The following is a 15,385-nucleotide window of genomic DNA, read 5'->3' as shown; positions in this document are numbered from 1 at the left end:
GTCCCGCTGCGTGCAGGCAACCCGTTGCACGAATCCATTGTTGTCGATTGCAATGGTTGCGATCCGCACCGTTGCGGCTTACAACCATGGCCGGACAGAACAAGGGGCAGGCGCAGTGGACGTGTTGAGCGACGTGTTGGCCGAGTGCCGGGCGGATCGGGCCGTGACCGCGCGCTTCGGCCTTGCGGGCCCCTTCGCGCTGGCATCGTTGGGTGTCGAGGGCGCGCTGATCCGCATGTCGACGGGCGGCGGCTACTGGATCCGCGTGGACGGCGAAGCGCCGCGCTGGATCGGTCCTCGCGACCTGGTGCTGCTGCCACTGGGCTCGGCGCACACCGTGTCGTCCGATCCATCGCTGCCGTCGCAGCCGATCGCGGCGCTGATAGCGCGGCACGCCGTGGGCGAGCATGGCGATGCGCCGCTGGTGTTCGAGACGGGTTCCGGAGAACCGCGCATCGAACTCTTTTCGGCGCACCTGTGGCTGTCGGCGTATGGCCGCGACACAGTCATGCGCCTGTTGCCGCCGCTGATCCACGTGGCCGACGCGGCGTCGCCAAGCGTGGGCCCGCTAGCCGCGATGATGCAGACCCTGGTCGACGAAACCCTTGCCCAGCAGCCCGGCTGGAAACTGTCGGCCGCGCGGATGGCGGACCTGTTGCTGGTGCACGTGTTGCGGGCGCACCTGGCCCGGACGGGCATGCAGCATGCCGGCTGGCTGCGTGGCCTGACCGATCCGTCGATTGCCCGCGCCCTGATGGCCATCCATCGCGCGCCCGACCAGCCATGGACGCTGGACAGCCTGGCCCGCGAGGCCGGTATGTCGCGGACCCGGTTCGCGGCGCGCTTTCGGGAGCGGGTCGACGTGTCGCCCGTCCAGTACCTGGCCACGCATCGCCTGACGCTCGCCGCAGACCGGCTCGCGCAGGGTGGGCAGCGGGTGTCCGAGGTCGCCCGTCAGCTGGGCTTCACGTCGGACAAGGTCTTTGCGCGGGCGTTTACGCGCTGGGCCGGCGTGACGCCGGGCGCCTATGGAACCGGGCAGCGCAAGGCCGAAGGCCGCCCGGGCGCAGATCGGCCTGCGGTGGCGGGTAGGCAAGGCGCGCAGGTGGCAGTGGCTCAGCCCCCAGCCGCTAAGATGTCGCCCTGACCGCAACCGTGCCTTCTTCATGAACTTTTCTTCCCTTGCGTCGCGCTACCTGCTCACTGCGCTGACCTGCCTGGCGGTCGCCGTCGGACCCTTCCTGCATATTCCGTGGACGGTGGATGCGTCGTATCACAACAACCAGCGCCTGATGCAGGTCGGGGTGCTGCTGATCGGCGCCGTGACCGTCCTGGTGCGTCAGCGCCGGCAGGGCGGGGCGCTGGTCTGGCCGGGCAAGGTGGGCGCGGCCTGGCTGGGCGCGTGGCTGCTGCTGGGGGCGGTATCCAGCATGCAGTCGCTGTCGCCCCGGCACGCGTTCTATGAATGGGGATCCATGACGCTGCTGGTGATGCTTGCTCTGGCGATCGCGGCGGAATGGATGTGGACGGCACGCGGCAACGAGGCAGGCGCGGCGGCCCATGTCGAGTCCGGTCCCGGTCGGGTGGCGGCGCGCCTGCGGCGCACCATGCTCTGGTGCGGCTATGGCTGCGTCGCGTACGTGTTCCTGGCGATGGCCTACTACCTGATCGCGGTGATCGGGCACGTGCAGCCATCGCAACTGATGCTGTCTCCGGGCTATGACAACCATCGTTTCCTGAACCACGTCCAGACCATCAGTCTGCCCTTCCTGGCCTGGCTGACGCTGCCCGCGGGCGGCGTGGCCGATGGCCGGGCGCATCGCGCCATGTGGTGGCGCATGACGGCGGTCTGGTGGATGCTGTTGTTCGTGACCGGCGGCCGCGGCACGGTGTTCGGCATCGGCGTGGCCATCGTGGTCGTGCTCGGTCTGTACGGGCGCGCCGCCTGGCCCTGGGTGCGCGCACTGCTCGCCACGGCGGCGGCAGGGCTCATCGCCTACCTGCTGCTGTATGTGGCCTTGCCCATGGCGATCGGGCTCAAACCCTTCGGCGTGTTGCAGGGGGTGGCCGAACGCAGTCTGGTGGACCCGGCATCCGGTCGCCTGGACCTGTGGCGCCTCGCGTGGTCGATGATCCAGTCCCACCCCTGGCTGGGCGAAGGCCCGCTGCATTTTGCTCATCGGGCCATGGCGCTGCAGGCGAATGCGCACCCTCACGACTGGCTGCTGCAGATCGCGGCCGAATGGGGCGTGCCTGCCGTCGGGGCGCTGACCGCCGCGCTGGTCTGCGGTGCCATGGCGATGTGGCGGCGCGGACGTGCCGTGGCGGATGGCGATCTGGCTGGCCAGGCGCTGCGCACCACGCTGGTGGGCGGCGCGGTGGCAACGGTGGCCGATGCGTGTGTGTCCGGTTCCATCGTGATGCCCATCAGCCAGCTCTGGATCGTCCTGCTCGTGGCCGGCTCGGTGGCATGGACGCAAAGCGGGGCGGCTGCGTCAGGCAACCGCCTGGCCGCCGGGCCCATGCCGCATGCGCACCGCAACGTGTGGGTGAGCATGCTCATGGCGCTGGTCCTGGCGTTTGCCGTGGCGTCTGTGCTGCGCGGCATGCTGCCCGAAGCACTGGGTCTGGGCGCCCAGGAACGCGGCTTTACCCCGCCGGCCTATCCCTTCTTTGCGCCGCGGCTGTGGCGCAACGGGTACTTCTGACGGGCGCCTTGATGGCAGCGGCAGTTGCATCGCGCCACCGCCACCGCCATCACGTCCTTACATGTACAGGGCCCGCCCCAGGCGCACCGCGTAGTCCGCATCGGGGTTTGTTCCCACCCCGGCAAACCTTTCGCTGATGGCCGCGAACGCAAGGTCACGACGTTGCGGCAGGCGTGACCGCTCAGCTGCGCCAAGCGCCTGGACCAGTTCTTCGCGGGTCAAGTCGGTGCAGTACCCGGGGGCACCCGGCTGTTGCCGCCAGGAGTCGGCCAGGCTGCCGGCATTGACGGCGTCAAATCCGGTGTCTTCGACCAATGACAGCGTGACCGCAAGGTCCCGGTCACGATCCGCCGCGACGGGAATGGCGATCCGGCCGGGCGTGCCTGGCGCCGAGCCTTTCCTGGCCAACGAGTCCGAACCAATGGCATTCCACGCCTTGGCGACGGGCCGTTTCAATTGCTCCACCACCCACTCGCTCTCGACCTGACCGGCGTCGATGGCCTGGATCCTGTCATCGCGCGCAGGGTAATAGTTCGATGTGTCGATGACGACCGTATCGGCAGGCAGCGACGCCACCAGGGACGCGGTTGCCGGCATGCGATTCAACGGAACCGACAGGATCAGGACCTCCACCCCGCGTGCGACGTCTGCCGCATCCACGGCGCGCGCGCCAAAGGCCAGCACCTCGCTGTCGATGGTTTCCGGACCGCGAGAGTTTGCGACCTGGACGTCGTGCCCTGCGGCGCTCAACTTGCGTGACAGCGTCTTGCCGATGTGACCGACGCCAAGAATTCCAATCTTCATGATGATCCTGAAAAAGTGAGGGGTGACGAAACATCGGGCGGCGACGGTGCGCCAACCCGCACGATTCAATCCGCCGACGGATGCGCGAGGGCTTCCAAGGTATGGCGCAATGCTTCAAGGTCGCGATCGGTCATGCGGCACGCGGTCTTGATCCGGCCCGTGATCCCGCGCACCTTGGCTTCCATGGCGCGGCTGCGCGGCGTGAGGTTGACCATGACGCGGCGTTCGTCTTCCGGATCGCGCGTGCGCGTGACCATGCCGGACGCTTCAAGGCGTTTGACCAGCGGGGTAATCGTCCCGGTATCCATGTCCAGTCGCGCGCCCAGGACCCCGACCGGCATGGGCGCTTCGTCGAGCAAAGCGAGCACGACCAGGTATTGCGGAAACGTCAGACCCAGCGGTTCGAGAAGAGGTTTGTGCTGCCGCACCATACGATTGGCTGCACCGTAAAGGGCAAACGACAGCGCCGTCCCGACATGCCTATCATTGGTTTTCATATTATCTATTGCTCAAGACTCTAGTGCGCAAGATAAATGGAGGCGGCGGTGCGTGTCAAGTGGTCCGCGCCGCCCGCGAGGGCTGACACTGGTGTTCCTGCCGGCCATGTATTCGATCTGGTATCGCATCCGTCCGGTGTCACGGACATAAAAAAAGGGGCACGCCCCAGCGTACCCCTGTCCAAGACGCGGCCGTTGCCGGCCTCGCCATCACACCCCGTTGTGCTCCGCATTCTTGCGCGGCGTGAACTCGCGCCGGGTGTCCGCAAGGTTGGCGTTGCCATTGTCTTTCAGCATCCCCAGCGCTTCCGTCTTCAATGCATGCACGCATTGCGCCAGGAAACTGTGCACCGCCGACAACTGCTCGTGTTCGTAGTGCGCGCCGATGTGTGCGACTTCTTCGGCGACCGAGCGCATGTGCTGTTCGATCTCGGCGCACTTGGCCGCCACCGGCCGGATCACGACGATGCGCCGGTCGAGCGGATGCTTGTCCCGCACGACGTAGCCCGCGATTTCCAGCCGGTCGATCACCGCGGTGGTGCCGCCAGAGCTGATGCCGGCCAGGCAGGCCAGCTGGCCTGTCGTGATCGGCACGAACTCGATCACGAGTTCGAGCGCCTTGACGTCCGCCACGCTCAGGTGAAGGCGTTCGGCCAGTGCGGTCTGATAGAGCGAGGTATAGACCGTAAGACGCCGGCCCAGCATGGTCACGATCTCGCTGACCATGTTGTCGTTGTCCCGCTCCTCGGACTGCATCGTGTGGGTACCGTGGCTGGCACTGCTCATGGCGCCCATCGCGTTCTCCAGATCCAACATAGGGACTGCTCCTTGTAGTGTTTTACTTGCGGCCGCCTAGCAGTCCGCCCAGCAGGTTCTGCACCGGTGCCAATGCGCCTGTCGTGCCGGTCGTGGTCCCCGCGTGTCCCACACCCGAGGTCACACTGTTGACCGCGCCCGTGAGGTTGGTCAATACACCTCCTACAGGATTAGGCGCTGCCGGATTGGCCGTGCTCACGACGCCGCCGGTGCTGGCGACCGCTTGACCGGCACCCGTCACCACGCCCCCGACCGCCGTCCCGAGCACGGGCGTGGCGACGCCGACTTGCGTGCCGACCTGGGTCAGCGCGCCGCCGATCTGCGTCACGATGGCGTTGACCGGCGCACCCAGACCGGTCTGCGCGCCGACGGTCTGCGTAGCGGCCGTAGCAGGGACAACGATGGGTGTGACGATGGGATCGAGTGCCGCGCCGGCCTGGCCGAGGCTTTCCTTGGCGCCGATGTTGACGAGGTTGTCGACGGCGCTGCCGGTGTTGGTCAGGGCCGGCTTGGCGACCGGAAGCGGGTTGGACGCGCCCGTGTTGGCCAGCAAACCACCCGTGACCGGAGCCAGCAGATTGCCCGTGCCCCCCATCAATTGGTTGAGGTTGCCGGTAATCGGCACTAGTGCGCCAGAGGCCGGATTTCCGGTGCCCGGCGTTGCAGCCGCGCCACCCTGAATGTTGCCCACAACCGGCAAGTTGGTCAAAGCACCGTTGCTGCCCGCAACGATCGGGGCAACGACGTTGCCGACGACCGGCAGGTTGCCGACGACCGCGCCCAGGCCGGTGGCCGGCGCGGTGTCGCCGGTGCCCGGCGTCGTGGCTGCGCCGCCCAGGAGGTTGCCGACGACGGGGAGGTTGGTCAGCACACCGTTGTCACCTGCAACGATCGGGGCAACGACGTTGCCCACGACGCCGCCGAGGTTGACGCTTGCGCCGACACCTACGCCGACGCCCACACCCACACCCGCACCCGTGCCCGCGCCGGGTGCGGGTGCTGCGCCGCCCAGAATGTTGCCCACGACCGGCAGGCTGGTGAGCAGACCGTTGTCACCTGCAACGATAGGCGCAACGATCGAGGCCACTACCGGAGTAACCACCGCGCTGACCGCCGGCGCGGCGATCGGGCCGACTACCGGCAGGTTGCCGACGACAGCGCCGAGACCGGTGGTCGGTGTCGTGCCGCCATTGCCCGGGACCTGGCCCGCACCGCCGACGATGTTGCTGAGCAGGCCACCTTCGCCCGTCACACCCAGGCCGGATGTCAGCGCCTGGACGGTGCCGGTCGCGTTGTTCAGCACCGTGCCCAGGGGGTTGGTCGCGGCCGGCGAGGCGTTGACCAGCGCGCCCGTGCTGGCCACCGTGTTGCCCAGGCCGGTGACGACGTTGTTGAGCGCCGTGCCGCCCACCGGCAAGGGCACGTCGGTGTGGGTGCCGACGTTGGCAATCGCGCCGCCCACCGAGGTCAGCAGACCGCTGACCGGCTGGCCCAGGCCTGTGGCCGCGCCGACGTTTTGGGTGAGCGTGGTGGTCGCGCCGGCGACCGGGCTGACCAGCGGGTCGAGCCCCGTGCCGACCTTGCCAAGCGTGCTGGCCAGATTCAGGTTGGCGACGTTGTCGACGGCCTGGCCAGTCGTGGCCAGGCTGGGACCCAGCACCGGCGGATTGACCGCGCCGCCATTCACGTTTGCGATCAGTGTCGTGATCGGGGAGAGCAGGCCGCCTTGTCCGCCGACGTTCTGCGTCAGGCTACCAACGGCGCCCGTCAGGTTCGTCAGGACCGTGCCCACCGGGTTGGCGGGGCTACTCGTGCCATCCAGCACGGGACCGACACTGCTGACCGTGTTGCCAAGGCCTGCGACGAGGCCGCTCACGCCACTGGTCAGCGGCGAGTTGCTGGTATCGAGGGCGGTGCCGACGTGGGTGACCGTGCTGCCGACGGTACCCAGGATGCCATTGAGCGGGGCGCCTAGACCGGTCGTCGCACCGATGGTTTGCGTGGCACCGGCCACGTTGTTGGCGACCGGGGTGATGACCGGATCGAGCTGCGCGCCGGCGCCGCCAAGCGTCGGCGCCGCGCCCACATTGATGATGTTGTCAACGACCTGGCCGACACCACCCAGGACCGGACCAAGAACACCGGTGAGTGGCGTGTTGGGCGTGCCAGGATTGGTCGGCGTGCCGGTGCCAGGGTTGGTGCCGGTCCCGGTCCCGGGCGTGGTACCTGTGCCGGCACCGGGGGTTGTGCCCGTGCCAGTGGCTGGGGTCGTGCCGGTGCCGGTGCCAGGGGTCGTACCCGTGCCGGTACCTGGAGTCGTACCCGTGCCAGTGCCAGGGGTGGTGCCAGTGCCTGGGGTTGTGCCCGTGCCGGTACCTGGGGTCGTGCCCGTGCCGGTACCTGGGGTCGTTCCCGTGCCTGTGCCAGGAGTCGTACCTGTGCCCGTGCCAGGAGTGGTACCTGTGCCCGTGCCAGGAGTCGTGCCGGTGCCCGTACCCGGGTTCGTCGGCGTACCACCGCCGCTACCGCCGTTACCGCCCGACGTGCCGGAGTCCCCCGAGCCGCCGCCAACGAGACCACTGGTTCCGCCTGACGAGGAACACCCCGACAGCGAAGAAAGCGCCAGCAGCAATGCGGCGACCAATACGCGACCGCCCGGTTTTGTGATGTCTGTGTACATGATGTTCCTCTGCCTTTCTGAAGCGGCGTGACTGCCTGATCCCCTCATTGCAAAACGTATGCCAATGCATGGATCGTTGATCACAAGGCGTCCGCCGACCTGCCGCCAAAATGTCGCCAAGGTCTTGCAAACACAGGAGGAATCAGGGGTCGCGAGCATACGCGGCGGTGTGATCGACACACCGCGCGAAGGGCTTCAAACGGGGAGAAGAGGGCCGGAACGGCGGGGGCGTTACGTAGCGCCGGGAACAGCGTTACGTAACGAGACTGCGTTATTCGAACTGGAACGAATAGTTCGCGTTGAAGCGCAATGGACGGCCATTGGCGTTGACAGGACGATCGCCCACCGGCTTGGCGAGATTGAGGTCCAGCGCATAACGTTTCTGGTCCGTCACCCTCAGGCCCAGGGCCACGGAAGCAAGCTTGCGCGTCGCCAGGGTGAAGCGGCTGTCGTTCAAGGAAGCCCGCGCCGCGTCGGCCACCACATAGGGCTGTACCACCGGCACATAGGTCAGGCCGGTGGCGAACCGCCGGTTGATTTCGAACGCTGCCCCATAACCCTTGTCGCCGCCGACTTCGCCGGCCGGATAACCGCGTGCGAATCGTTGTCCGCCAAACGTGATCTGCTCGGAGGTGGGCAACGAGTTCGAGCTGTACTGGCCCAGCGCAGAGAACGAGACGCCGAATTGCGCTGGCAAGGTCAGCGACTGGGTGCCGCCCAACGTGACGCGCGTGAAGTCCAGGTCGTAGTCCGCGCCGATACCTTGCTGGTTCTGACGCGCGTCCAGAACATCCAGTCCCTGGTTGATGCTTGCCGTCAGGCGGCGCGACTGCAGCAAAGAACTGTCGGCGTAGGTCACGTCAGCATGCAGCACACGCAGATGCGTCGTCAGTTGCGCCGATGCGCCGGTCGCCTGGCTGCGGTAGGTGTCGCGGCTGCTGGACGCATAGACCCCGGCGGTCGCGGTTAATGCCTGCTGATTGCTGATGATGAAGGGGTAGCTGACGCTGACGCCAGCACGCTGGTTCTGGATCTCGCGATCCAGGCCCTGCGCCTGCAGGATGTCGTTCTGCGGCTCGGCGCGATAGCTGAAGGCATCGGCCTTGACGGTCATGCCGTCGCTGCCGATCGGCACCACCACGTTGCCGGCGTAGTACTGCAGCTTGTCGCTGCCGCTCGGCACGGCCGCCATCAATTGCACCTGTTCCGCCAGGGGCGTCAGGCTGCTGGCCGTGGCAGTCACAATGGCATGCGTGCCAGTGCTCAGGTTGCTGATGCCGGCGTCGAAACGCAATGCCTTGTCGTCGACGGCCAGCGTGAGCTCGGTCGCGCCATCGGCGCGCTTGGGCAGGCTCAGCTCCGGCCTGACCTTCATGCCGGCCACGGTGGCCATCAGATTCAGCTGCCGCTCCAGTGTCTTGCGGGTAAGAGGGCGTTCTTGCTCGATCACCCGCGCGTAGTCCTGCAGCTTGGCAATGGCCGGTCCCACGTCCCCGGTGATCTGCGTGCTGCCGACATAGCCTTCGACCACCGTCACCCTGACCAGCCCGCCGGCAAAGTCCTGGTTCTGGATCAAGGCGAAGGACAGGATATAGCCCTGCTGCCGATACAGCTCGGTAATGCGATCGGCCGCGGCGATCAATGCCGCGACGGTGGTCGGCTTGCCCGCGAGCGGCTCGAGGATCGCAACGACGTCGGCAAACGGCAACGCAGTCACCCCGGTGACGTCGAAGTTGGCCGGCGTAATGATCCGGGCGAGCGTGGACTGCTGCGCATCCGATGCGGGCGTTTGCGGCACCACGACGGGCGGCGCCTCGGGTGCGGGTTCGGCGGGCCGTTGTGGCAAGGCATCCAGCGGATTGCCCAGGCCGGGGCTGTCGGCGGCCTGGCTGGCAAAGGGCAGGGCGGCCAGCAGCGCTGCAGGCAACCAGACAGCGCGCAGGCGAGGGCGTTGGGGCATGCGAAAGAGCCTCCGGGCAGGTGTTATGGCACAGGCTAGTGGCCGCAAGTTTGGCATAAGGACGTTGGCGAAAACATACTGCGGCGCGATTAACTCAGGGTTAATCGCAGCTTTGTTCACGATGGGACGAATGTAGGACGGTGGTACCCGATACTTGCCGAATGCCGCGCTGGAGATAATGTTTTTTAGTATTCGCTCGTCGCTTTGCGATTATCGCCGGTATGCCGATTTGATACGCAATGGTTCACATCGCTATCAAGTTGGTGTTTACGCGACATCGCAGGTGGGCGACATGATGGTGTTTCATACAACCCTGTGGCCGACCAGTAACAGGGTGTTATCTGGAAAGGAAGCGATGCAACCTGGCGACATTATTCCCTTGCAGTTCGACGGTGGTCTGGTCGCCCTTTCTTTTGCGATTTCGGCGCTCGGTGCTTACGTCGCCTTGCTGGCCGCCAGCCGCATTCGGACGCCTGACAACCGCACGCACATCGGGTATGTGGTTGCGGCTGCAGTGGCGCTTGGCGGCGTCGGTATATGGGGAATGCACTTCATCGGCATGGCAGCGCAGATCATTCCGTCACGAGTGGCCTACGGTGCCGCCATGACAATGTTCAGTCTCATCGTCGCGATCGCCTTGTCGGGCGCCGCATTGTGGTTTGTCGGCCGGGCGCGTTTCACGCTGGCCCGTTGCGCGATCGCCGGCGTGGTCGCAGGACTGGGCGTGGTGGCCATGCATTACCTGGGCATGAACTCGATGCGCATGTCAGCAGTGTTTGACTGGAACGGCTGGCTGGTTGTCGCATCGATGGGGGTTGCCATTGTTGCCGCCACCGTGGCGCTGTGGCTTGCATTCAACCTTTACACCGAATGGCAGCGCATCGGCGCCGCGGTGTTGATGGCCCTGGCAGTGTGCGGCATGCACTACCTGGGTGTAGCGGCTGGCGCGATCGTCTGTGCCGCGCCGCGCGAGTTTGGCGGCCTGCAGTTTGATGGCGACGTCCTGCCTTACGCCGTCTTTCTGATCTCGCTGGTCAGCTTGATCGTGATGCGTGTCGAGATTTACCGCAGCAGCCGCGAGAGTCATCTGCAGATGGCGACAAAACTGGAAACAGTGCTGACGACGCGCCAGCAGATTTAATGGCGCAGTGTGCAAGCAGTTGTTTCAAGCGCATCTGTTAAGTCGTCTGCTGAATAGTTGATGAATCTGGAGAAGGTAATGCAAGCCGTTTCAAGGTTTCTAAATAATGAAGAGGGCGCGACCGCCATTGAATATGGATTGATCGCTGGTTTGGTGGCGTTGGGCATCATCCTTGCTTTAACGGCATTGGGTGGAAGCCTTGATGGATTATTCAGGCGCATATCAACCAACATTACGACGATTACTTGATTCAGTTAACGATTGGCACGTCACACGGTCCCCAAAACAGGCCCCGCTATGGTCAGCGCATTTCACCTTGGAAGTTTCGTTGTGCTTTGTACGTTGGTGCTGATTGGCGACCTCTCGGTTCGCAAGGTGTTCAACGTGCTGGTCGTCCTTGGCCTGGTCGTGCAGGGTAGTTTTTTGGCGTTGAGTGATGGCGGCATCGGTCGTCTTGCCACCGAGCTGGAACCGGCAGTCACCGGGCTTGTTGTCGGGTTCGTGTTGTTGTTGCCGTTGTACGCGTTCCGCGCGATGGGAGCGGGGGACGTCAAGTTTTTCGCGGTGGTGGGATGGTGGATGGGGCCCGCAGCGCTGTTGCCGGTATTTGTGATTGCCAGCCTGATGGCTGCGGGCCATGCGATGGCGCTGGGTTTTGCCAGCTCGATCTGGGGCGTCGCGGCGAAGGACGTCGGGGAACGACTCGCTGCTGTACTACCGATGCCGGCCGCTTGGCGTTTTGCGAGCGACACACCAAGACGCCGGCAACGGCGCGGAATTCCGTATGCCGCCTATATGGCGGTGGGGACGGTGGGGATGCTGGTCTGGCAATCGTGATTTGCCAGCAGCAATGAGTGGCACGTTCAAGGAGTGAACCATGCAAGAAATCATGAAGTTTCTGAAAGACGAAGAAGGCGCCACGGCCATCGAGTATGGCTTGATCGCCGGCCTGGTGGCAGTAGGGATCATCGTGGCTTTGACGGCCCTGGGTACTGACCTGTCGCTGCTCTTTGGTCGCATCTCGGCGAAGCTGACGGGTGCAACCGGCACCGCGCCGGCAACCGGGGGCGGGGCCACCGGCGGTTGAAGGTCCACAGGCGAGGAGCCGGCCTCGCCTGTGCCAACACGATTCATGCCGTGTGGGTGCCGAAACGTGGGTCGACAACATGAGGCTGCGACAGCCTGACCAGGCGTAGCAGGCACGTGGTGCTGTTTCGAATCCCTCGCAAGAGGCCGATTTTTGGATTGAGCAGGGGAAACAGGATGCGTGGTACCGGCAGAACCAGGCCTTGCAACGGCCGCCGTGTCGACGATGCACCACGGCGACAGTCCGGGGTTTATGCGATCGAATTCGCCATTGTTTTCCCGCTTTTCTTTTTGCTGTTTTACGGCGTGTTGACGTTCGGCCTGATCTTTACTGCCCAGCAGTCTTTGACACTGGCGGCCGAGGACGGCGCGCGCGCGACCCTGCGCTATCGCCTCGTGTCCGCACCAAGCACACCCTCGGTCATGATGTCCCAATTGAACGAGCGCCTGAAGCTCGCCTGTCAGGTTGCCGCCGATCGCGTGAGCTGGCTGCAGGGCGCCGGCGCTGTGCCGACGTGCGAAGCCGTCGTCAACGGCCGCTGCGCCAATGCCGACGGCACCGCTGGCGCGTCGCAGTGCGTCGCCCGCTTCACCGGCGGCGTCCCCAGCGCGAAGGTCTTCTGCGGCTATCAATCGACCGATCAATGTCAGGCCACCCTCACTGTGGCCTACAACTATCGCGCGAACCCGCTCGTCCCGACCGTGCCGGGACTGGGCCTTGTCGTGCCCGGCAACCTTCAAGGCGTCGCGACCGTGACGCTGGATCCGTCCGTCCTGCAACGCATGGGAACGGGAGCCTGATGATGCATGTCGACGCCACCCTGCACGCACCGGCCTGTCGCGCCGCCAGGTTCCGCCGCCAACGCGGCGTGGCCGCACTCGAGTTCTCGCTCGTCTGCCTGCTGTTCCTGTTCATATTCTTCGGCATTGCCAGTTACGGCGCCTTGCTCATGGTGCAGCAGACCCTGTCGCGCGCCGCCCAGGAAGGCGCACGAGCCATGTTGCAGGCATCGATCGCGCCCTCGCCGACCTCCACCGCGAGCGCAATGGGCTGTTCCGCGGCCAATGCATCGATGGTGTGGCTCAACCAGTTCCGCCAGACGCTCGGCCAGGGTCCGGTCGTATGCGCGCCCACCATCCAGCCGTGCACCTACAGCCCGGTGCTGACCTGCGGCACGGTCGAGGTCACCTATGCCAACTATCGCAACTTTCCGCTGATTCCTGAACTGGTCCCGCTGGGCGCATGGCTCGAAACACTCTTCGGGCCGGGCAGCAACTGGATTCCCCTGAACCTGTCGTCCCGCGGCACCGTGCAGATCGGCGCGACCGCGAGCTGAAACGTCTTCCTTAGCCATGCTGACCTATAAGGCCCTGAGTCGATGAACAATGTGACCAAGATCGTTGCGGCGCTGCTGGTCCTGGTGGCCCTGCTGCTGGGCGTCTACGCCCTGATGCTGGCCCGGACCCCTGACGCCCCGGCGCCGACAGAGGCCAGCAACCCGGTGTCGCAGACCCAGTTCCAGGTGGTGGTGGCCGACAAGCTGCTGCCCGCCGGCACGGTCATCGACCCTGCGTCGCTCAAGGTCGTGCCGCTGCCGATCAACCCGGCGGGCAGCTTCACGACTGTTGCCGCGCTGGCAGGCAAGATACCCAGGATCGATATCGGACCCGGCACGCCCGTGGTCGACGCGACGCTGGCCAAGGGCCTGACCCTGCAGCTGAAGGAAGGCGAACGCGCGGTGGCGGTGTCGGTCGACGAGGTCGTCGGCAGCGGCAATCGCGTTACCCCGGGCGACATGGTCGATGTGTTCTTCACGCTCAAGCAGGCGCAGGACATCAGCAAGACCCAGTCGCGGCTGCTGCTGTCCCGCTTGCGCGTGCTGACGTACGGCCAGGACTCGGTCGACGGTCCGCCCGCTTCCGAAGAAACGCTGCGCAACAGCGGCCCGGTCGTGCCGCGCACCGCCGTGCTGGCGGTGCCGACCGCCGATGTGAACCGCCTGTTGCTGGCGACGCAGAACGGCCGTCTGCAACTGGCCCTGCGTCATCCCACCGATCCCACCGTGCCCGATGTGGCCTTGTTCCCCGAAGTGCCGACGGTCCTGGCGGCCAAGGGAACGCTGACGCCCGAGCAGCGCGAGGCCCTCAGGAACGCCGACAACCTGGCCTACGCCGGCAACGAGTTGAGCGGCCTGGCAGGTGAAGGGCGTACCGCGCCCGCGCCGCGCGCCGTGCCGCAAGTGGCGGCGCCGCGTCCCGCCGCACCGCGTCCGGTGGCGGCGCCGACGCTGCCGCGCGTGCAGCCGAATACGGTGGAAGTGGTGCGCGGCACGCAGCGCGAAACGGTCGGTTTTTAAGTGGGCAGAGCATCGATGACGACAGGACCTTTCAGGATGGTGTTCCGTAAATGGCCGCTTGCGGCAGCGCTTGCCCTGTGTTTTATGGTGCCCGCCGGCGCGGCCGATGACGGCCCGCGGCAGGTGTCGGTCGCCGTGCGCGACCAGTACCAGCTCTCGATCCCGGGCGCCCTGGAACGCGTGGCCGTGGTCGATCCGGAAGTGGCCGATGTCATGCTGGAGCGGGCCACGGAAACGCGCCGCGGCAGCGTGGTCGTGGTCGGCAAGAAGCCGGGCACCACCATGGTGTCGGTCTGGCTGCGCGGTGTCGAAGCCCCGCAGGTCTATCTGGTTCGTGTGACCGGTGACCTGGCCACGCTGCTGCCCGATGAGGGCGTCAAAACGTCGATCTACGGTGACACGGCGGTCATGAGTGGCCGCGCCGATTCCTTGCTGTCGCATCGTCGCGCCGCCGCGGCGGCCGACAACGCCGTGGGCGCGCAGCAGGTCTTCGACAACTCGGTCGTTGATGCCGGCGGTGTCGTGCAGGTCGAGGTGAAAGTTGTCGAATTCAACAAACAGACCTTGAAGGAAGCGGGCTTCAATTTTTCGGCCAGCAACACGCGGGGTTCCTTCAACTTCGGATTGGCGAGCCAGATCGCGCCGACCGGGTCCATGTTCGACCTGGCGCTGGGACTGACACGCGGCAACTTCCTGCTCGATACCAATCTGCGCCTGCTCGAATCGAACGGCCTGGCGCGGGTGCTGGCCGAACCGACGCTGGTCGCGCTGTCGGGGCAGAGCGCCAAGTTCCTGGCCGGCGGCGAATTGCCGGTGCCGCAGGCAGGTGGCCTGGGCACGACGACGGTGGTCTACAAGCCTTTCGGTATCGGGCTGACCGTGACGCCGACGGTGCTGTCGAAGGACCGCATCGCGCTCAAGGTCGCGCCGGAAGCCAGCGATCTGGACTACACGAACGGCGTGAACATCAACGGCACGCAGATCCCCGCGATCATCACGCGGCGCGCCGATACGACGGTGGAATTGGGCGACGGTGAAAGCTATGTGATCGGCGGGCTGGTCTCGCGGACGACGTCGTCGAACCTGTCGAAGATGCCTTTGCTTGGCGACCTGCCGATCATTGGCGCCTTCTTCCGCAGCATGAACTATCAGCAGCGCGAAAAAGAGCTGCTGATCGTGGTTACGCCGCGCCTGGTGCGGCCGATCATGAAAGGCGTGGCGCTGCCCTTGCCGGGCGCGTCGCAGGACAAGCGCGACACCCCGGCAAACGCCTGGGGCAGTTATGTGTTGGGAATTGCCAGCGGCGACGAGCTGCCGGGCTTTTCCAAATAGGGCT

Annotated in this window: 15 protein-coding genes; 10 read left to right on the top strand and 5 right to left on the bottom strand. The window is 65.6% G+C overall.

Annotation, left to right across the window (positions count from 1 at the left end):
• The first annotated feature begins 52 nt into the window (after window positions 1-52).
• Together IE116_RS06875 and IE116_RS06870 are read left to right on the top strand one after the other, a co-directional pair.
• Window positions 53-1,147: an AraC family transcriptional regulator gene (locus IE116_RS06875; protein WP_229828030.1), complete on the top strand. Its 1,095-nt coding sequence runs from the start codon at window positions 53-55 to the stop codon at window positions 1,145-1,147.
• Between the two features lie 19 nt (window positions 1,148-1,166).
• Window positions 1,167-2,708, top strand: a complete 1,542-nt coding sequence (locus IE116_RS06870; RefSeq protein ID WP_189610951.1) for an O-antigen ligase family protein — start codon at window positions 1,167-1,169, stop codon at window positions 2,706-2,708.
• A 57-nt stretch (window positions 2,709-2,765) separates the two neighbouring features.
• Here IE116_RS06870 and IE116_RS06865 read toward each other — a convergent pair whose 3' ends face one another.
• The 5 genes from IE116_RS06865 to IE116_RS06845 form a co-directional block, all read right to left on the bottom strand.
• Complete coding sequence (locus IE116_RS06865; RefSeq protein ID WP_189610949.1) at window positions 2,766-3,512, bottom strand: NADPH-dependent F420 reductase; 747 nt, start codon at window positions 3,510-3,512, stop codon at window positions 2,766-2,768.
• 65 nt (window positions 3,513-3,577) lie between these two features.
• Window positions 3,578-4,009 carry a MarR family winged helix-turn-helix transcriptional regulator gene (locus IE116_RS06860; RefSeq protein WP_229828029.1) on the bottom strand — a complete coding sequence of 144 codons (432 nt, stop codon included), beginning with the start codon at window positions 4,007-4,009 and terminating at the stop codon, window positions 3,578-3,580.
• 210 nt (window positions 4,010-4,219) lie between these two features.
• The gene (locus IE116_RS06855) at window positions 4,220-4,825 is read right to left on the bottom strand and encodes a MarR family winged helix-turn-helix transcriptional regulator (protein ID WP_229828028.1); all 606 of its coding nucleotides are present in this window, start codon (window positions 4,823-4,825) and stop codon (window positions 4,220-4,222) included.
• A gap of 22 nt (window positions 4,826-4,847) precedes the next feature.
• Window positions 4,848-7,505, bottom strand: coding sequence for a beta strand repeat-containing protein (locus tag IE116_RS06850; protein WP_189610947.1), 2,658 nt, complete (start codon window positions 7,503-7,505; stop codon window positions 4,848-4,850).
• 271 nt (window positions 7,506-7,776) lie between these two features.
• Window positions 7,777-9,465, bottom strand: coding sequence for a ShlB/FhaC/HecB family hemolysin secretion/activation protein (locus IE116_RS06845; RefSeq protein WP_189610945.1), 1,689 nt, complete (start codon window positions 9,463-9,465; stop codon window positions 7,777-7,779).
• Between the two features lie 355 nt (window positions 9,466-9,820).
• Between IE116_RS06845 and IE116_RS06840 the strand changes: the two genes are divergently transcribed.
• The 8 genes from IE116_RS06840 (at window position 9,821) to IE116_RS06805 (ending at window position 15,381) form a co-directional block, all read left to right on the top strand.
• Window positions 9,821-10,606 (top strand): MHYT domain-containing protein, encoded by a 786-nt coding sequence (locus tag IE116_RS06840; protein WP_189614482.1) that lies wholly within the window; start codon window positions 9,821-9,823, stop codon window positions 10,604-10,606.
• Window positions 10,607-10,666: 60 nt separating this feature from the next.
• Entirely contained in the window at window positions 10,667-10,855 is a 189-nt protein-coding gene (locus tag IE116_RS06835; protein WP_229828027.1) for a Flp family type IVb pilin, read from the top strand.
• 48 nt (window positions 10,856-10,903) lie between these two features.
• Window positions 10,904-11,443: an A24 family peptidase gene (locus IE116_RS06830; protein WP_189610943.1), complete on the top strand. Its 540-nt coding sequence runs from the start codon at window positions 10,904-10,906 to the stop codon at window positions 11,441-11,443.
• A gap of 40 nt (window positions 11,444-11,483) precedes the next feature.
• A complete protein-coding gene (locus IE116_RS06825) occupies window positions 11,484-11,693 on the top strand; it encodes a Flp family type IVb pilin (RefSeq protein ID WP_189610941.1) in 210 nt (69 codons plus the stop codon).
• Window positions 11,694-11,869: 176 nt separating this feature from the next.
• On the top strand, window positions 11,870-12,493 hold the full coding sequence (locus IE116_RS06820; protein ID WP_189610940.1) for a TadE/TadG family type IV pilus assembly protein: 624 nt from the start codon (window positions 11,870-11,872) through the stop codon (window positions 12,491-12,493).
• Window positions 12,493-13,029, top strand: a complete 537-nt coding sequence (locus IE116_RS06815; protein ID WP_189610939.1) for a TadE/TadG family type IV pilus assembly protein — start codon at window positions 12,493-12,495, stop codon at window positions 13,027-13,029. The genes IE116_RS06820 and IE116_RS06815 overlap by 1 nt, the downstream gene beginning before the upstream one ends.
• 42 nt (window positions 13,030-13,071) lie before the next feature.
• Window positions 13,072-14,049, top strand: coding sequence for a Flp pilus assembly protein CpaB (gene cpaB / locus IE116_RS06810; protein ID WP_189610937.1), 978 nt, complete (start codon window positions 13,072-13,074; stop codon window positions 14,047-14,049).
• Between the two features lie 15 nt (window positions 14,050-14,064).
• Window positions 14,065-15,381, top strand: a complete 1,317-nt coding sequence (locus tag IE116_RS06805) for a type II and III secretion system protein family protein (protein WP_189610935.1) — start codon at window positions 14,065-14,067, stop codon at window positions 15,379-15,381.
• Window positions 15,382-15,385: the final 4 nt, after the last annotated feature.

Source organism: Pigmentiphaga litoralis (genome assembly GCF_014651835.1).
Lineage (GTDB): Bacteria > Pseudomonadota > Gammaproteobacteria > Burkholderiales > Burkholderiaceae_B > Pigmentiphaga > Pigmentiphaga litoralis.
This window is presented reverse-complemented; position numbering and strand designations above follow the sequence as displayed.

Excerpts from the sequence above, each read along its gene's own strand:
- IE116_RS06825 (WP_189610941.1), top strand. The coding sequence starts at position 11,484 with ATGCAAGAAATCATGAAGTTTCTGAAAGACGAAGAAGGCGCCACGGCC.
- IE116_RS06815 (WP_189610939.1), top strand. The coding sequence starts at position 12,493 with ATGATGCATGTCGACGCCACCCTGCACGCACCGGCCTGTCGCGCCGCC.
- IE116_RS06855 (WP_229828028.1), bottom strand. The coding sequence starts at position 4,825 with ATGTTGGATCTGGAGAACGCGATGGGCGCCATGAGCAGTGCCAGCCAC.
- cpaB (WP_189610937.1), top strand. The coding sequence starts at position 13,072 with ATGAACAATGTGACCAAGATCGTTGCGGCGCTGCTGGTCCTGGTGGCC.
- IE116_RS06830 (WP_189610943.1), top strand. The coding sequence starts at position 10,904 with ATGGTCAGCGCATTTCACCTTGGAAGTTTCGTTGTGCTTTGTACGTTG.
- IE116_RS06870 (WP_189610951.1), top strand. The coding sequence starts at position 1,167 with ATGAACTTTTCTTCCCTTGCGTCGCGCTACCTGCTCACTGCGCTGACC.
- IE116_RS06805 (WP_189610935.1), top strand. The coding sequence starts at position 14,065 with ATGACGACAGGACCTTTCAGGATGGTGTTCCGTAAATGGCCGCTTGCG.
- IE116_RS06840 (WP_189614482.1), top strand. The coding sequence starts at position 9,821 with ATGCAACCTGGCGACATTATTCCCTTGCAGTTCGACGGTGGTCTGGTC.
- IE116_RS06845 (WP_189610945.1), bottom strand. The coding sequence starts at position 9,465 with ATGCCCCAACGCCCTCGCCTGCGCGCTGTCTGGTTGCCTGCAGCGCTG.
- IE116_RS06835 (WP_229828027.1), top strand. The coding sequence starts at position 10,667 with ATGAATCTGGAGAAGGTAATGCAAGCCGTTTCAAGGTTTCTAAATAAT.
- IE116_RS06850 (WP_189610947.1), bottom strand. The coding sequence starts at position 7,505 with ATGTACACAGACATCACAAAACCGGGCGGTCGCGTATTGGTCGCCGCA.
- IE116_RS06875 (WP_229828030.1), top strand. The coding sequence starts at position 53 with ATGGTTGCGATCCGCACCGTTGCGGCTTACAACCATGGCCGGACAGAA.
- IE116_RS06860 (WP_229828029.1), bottom strand. The coding sequence starts at position 4,009 with ATGAAAACCAATGATAGGCATGTCGGGACGGCGCTGTCGTTTGCCCTT.
- IE116_RS06865 (WP_189610949.1), bottom strand. The coding sequence starts at position 3,512 with ATGAAGATTGGAATTCTTGGCGTCGGTCACATCGGCAAGACGCTGTCA.
- IE116_RS06820 (WP_189610940.1), top strand. The coding sequence starts at position 11,870 with ATGCGTGGTACCGGCAGAACCAGGCCTTGCAACGGCCGCCGTGTCGAC.